We start from the raw sequence: 2,548 nt of genomic DNA on the forward strand, positions 1-2,548 counted from the left end.
ACTAAGTTGGGCAAGGCCGTTATCGTTACCGGTTTAATGATCAGGGAGATGTTCGTAATCCCTGAACTGGCAAGACTCAGAACCGCTTGCCAATAAATTCTTTTGCCATTTTTGCAAGAACTTTACAATTAAGGGACTAATAAACCTGACATACGAATAGCTCCATTCAAAGAATCCTCTTTCGAAATTTCGTAGTGGTCGTTGACCGTAACGGAGATTCCCGACCCATTCTTAATCAAAAGAGATGGTTCCACTCTTGCTTGGATTTGCCCGGCTTCACGATCATCGAGATCTACTTGTTGCATAGTAATTGAAACCATACCGCCATGTTTCTCTTGTTTTTTCCCAGAGATAAAAGGTGCCCACTCTCCCCACACTTCTTGTGGAGCTAACTTCTTTCCTATTTTATTACGCGTTTCCTCATCTCCAACGCTAAAATGAACAAGGCGGTTAATACCCATTTGGGAAATAGGTGTATGAATAAGAGCTTCTCCAAAAGTTTTGACAACAAAATCACTAAGTCTAACAAAAGGGGGCTCGCTTGTTTCTGAAATAAAGCGGTTTGGTTCAGCAGTAAGGTGCAACCAATCTCCGACCTTAAAAACTGCAAGATGTTGGTGGATTATTTCTACTTTTGCGCTTTTAAGGTCTTCCTTACTAAGTATATTATTGGCTACAAACCATGCGGGGTGAAATATTGCAGGGTTTAAGTTGCCGACTAATACGATACTTACATTATTTATTTCCGGTTCTATGCGCATAATATCTCATTTAATCGAGAAGCAAGCCTAATCGGTGCTGCTCCCCTTTCGAAATTACCTTCAATCATTACCATATAACTATTTTTTTTTAAAAATTTTCACTGCTTGAAATATCTACAAATAATCTTCAAAATCAAATATCGTATATTCACTAATTTTATTTCCGATAAAATAAAAAATCCGGCGTGATTATCCTTTATCATGATCGCTGAGAAAGACAACATCATTTTTTCTGGTTAAAATCAAGCATTTTATTCAAGACTAAAAGTTTGCTGCTTTCAGAAGTTTAGAAAAGAAAAAGGAACACCCAAGATCAAAGCAACTCCTTCATATATTCTTCTGATCATAGGTTTGAATGTGACTATGATATGAAGCAAATATCCCATAGGAAAGGCTTAAACTTTAATAGCGAAAGTTGACAATTTTATAAAATTCGACTGATGTTATGCTTTGAATTTACAGCAATCTGTATAATAAAAGATTTTGGAAAGCCTCCTATTGGCATATCAGAAGCCCAATTGAACCAAAAGTGCGCAGACTATCAACGGGCGATGGTCACCTGTCTTGACGGTCGCGGGTACACAACGAAGCAGCCATCATCATACTGTTCGGATAATTATACTTACCTGTTTTTTCATTCCGCACACTGCTTCTTATTCGCTTACCTTGAACTGTTCATTCTTAAATAATATTGTGTCTAACCAGCCGAAAGCAAATTCAAGAAGAGCAATATCATCTTTTTTAATTTTTTCAACAGTTTCATTATCAACTTTATAACGGGTTAAAAAAGAACTTTCGAAAATAAACCGTCTGAATTTATCAACATCATAGCAAGCGGTAAAAAACATGTTTTTACTTTTTTCAGTAAGCATGATGTTTTTCGGAAAGGATCTTTTCTTTACTACCAGATCCATCCATCCGGCATTGATTTGATCATGAATATCAACTCCCTGATCAATACGCCACTCTCTGATTGTCCAAATTTTGTCTTCTTCAAAGCCCAAACAATGCGGTTCATTAACAAAAAAATAAAACCCTTGATCATCGGAATCCTCTTTAAAATTAAGAGATGCAACTCCTGCAGGGTAATAACGGCAGGCGGTCGGCCTGTGTGTGTATACCAGGCATCCGTCATCTCTGACAAAGGGGCATGATTTCTGTTCATCATCAAGAAGTTTTAAAGTAACAATTGGTAAATCCGTTTTTTCAAGAAGCTGCGGTTCAGTATATATTGCCAAAAACTCTTCAGAAGAAAGAGAAAGGATCTCTTTAAGTCTTATTATGTCATAAGGTGTTAAAATAATAGTTATACCTCTGCAGCATTTTGTAAAACACGATAGGCCGCTGTGGCATCTGAATTTAAATTCACTGTCAAGATTGTATTTGACAGGATCTATGCTTGCCATATTATTATCTGTATCCATTAATTATATCCTTTATAAAACGTAAAACGAAATCCATATGTTTACAAAAAGCGTACTTATGAATTGTTACTTCTTTAAATAAGTGGTTCACTTACTAACCTAAAGTTTCACTGTTTTTGAAGCCGTTCAAACATGGTTTTAAAATTTTGCGATATTTTTTCACAAAACATAAAAAGATGGCATGTAAAATGCATTGCAATTTATATACCAAGTATTTCAAGCACTTACGTCAACTTTTGCTTGACTTTCCTCCCTTTTCATGAGAGGATATCTTCGTAATTTTTTGATATCCCCTATGAAAGGAGCAACTTTAAAAATGTTTATTCTTAACGACATCCTTAAACCTCTACAGAAAACGTTTTC

Annotated in this window: 2 protein-coding genes; both read right to left on the bottom strand. The window is 35.8% G+C overall.

Features of this window, described 5'->3' with window-relative positions:
• Positions 1-128: 128 nt before the first annotated feature.
• Positions 129-761 carry a hypothetical protein gene (locus VXK47_RS17500; protein WP_435550072.1) on the bottom strand — a complete coding sequence of 211 codons (633 nt, stop codon included), beginning with the start codon at positions 759-761 and terminating at the stop codon, positions 129-131.
• Positions 762-1,414: 653 nt separating this feature from the next.
• Complete coding sequence (locus tag VXK47_RS17505; protein WP_435550073.1) at positions 1,415-2,185, bottom strand: YkgJ family cysteine cluster protein; 771 nt, start codon at positions 2,183-2,185, stop codon at positions 1,415-1,417.
• Between the last annotated feature and the right edge of the window lie 363 nt (positions 2,186-2,548).

It is taken from the genome of Desulfobacterium sp. N47 (genome assembly GCF_051233685.1).
In the GTDB taxonomy this organism is placed as follows: domain Bacteria; phylum Desulfobacterota; class Desulfobacteria; order Desulfobacterales; family RPRI01; genus RPRI01.

Excerpts from the sequence above, each read along its gene's own strand:
- VXK47_RS17500 (WP_435550072.1), bottom strand. The coding sequence starts at position 761 with ATGCGCATAGAACCGGAAATAAATAATGTAAGTATCGTATTAGTCGGC.
- VXK47_RS17505 (WP_435550073.1), bottom strand. The coding sequence starts at position 2,185 with ATGGATACAGATAATAATATGGCAAGCATAGATCCTGTCAAATACAAT.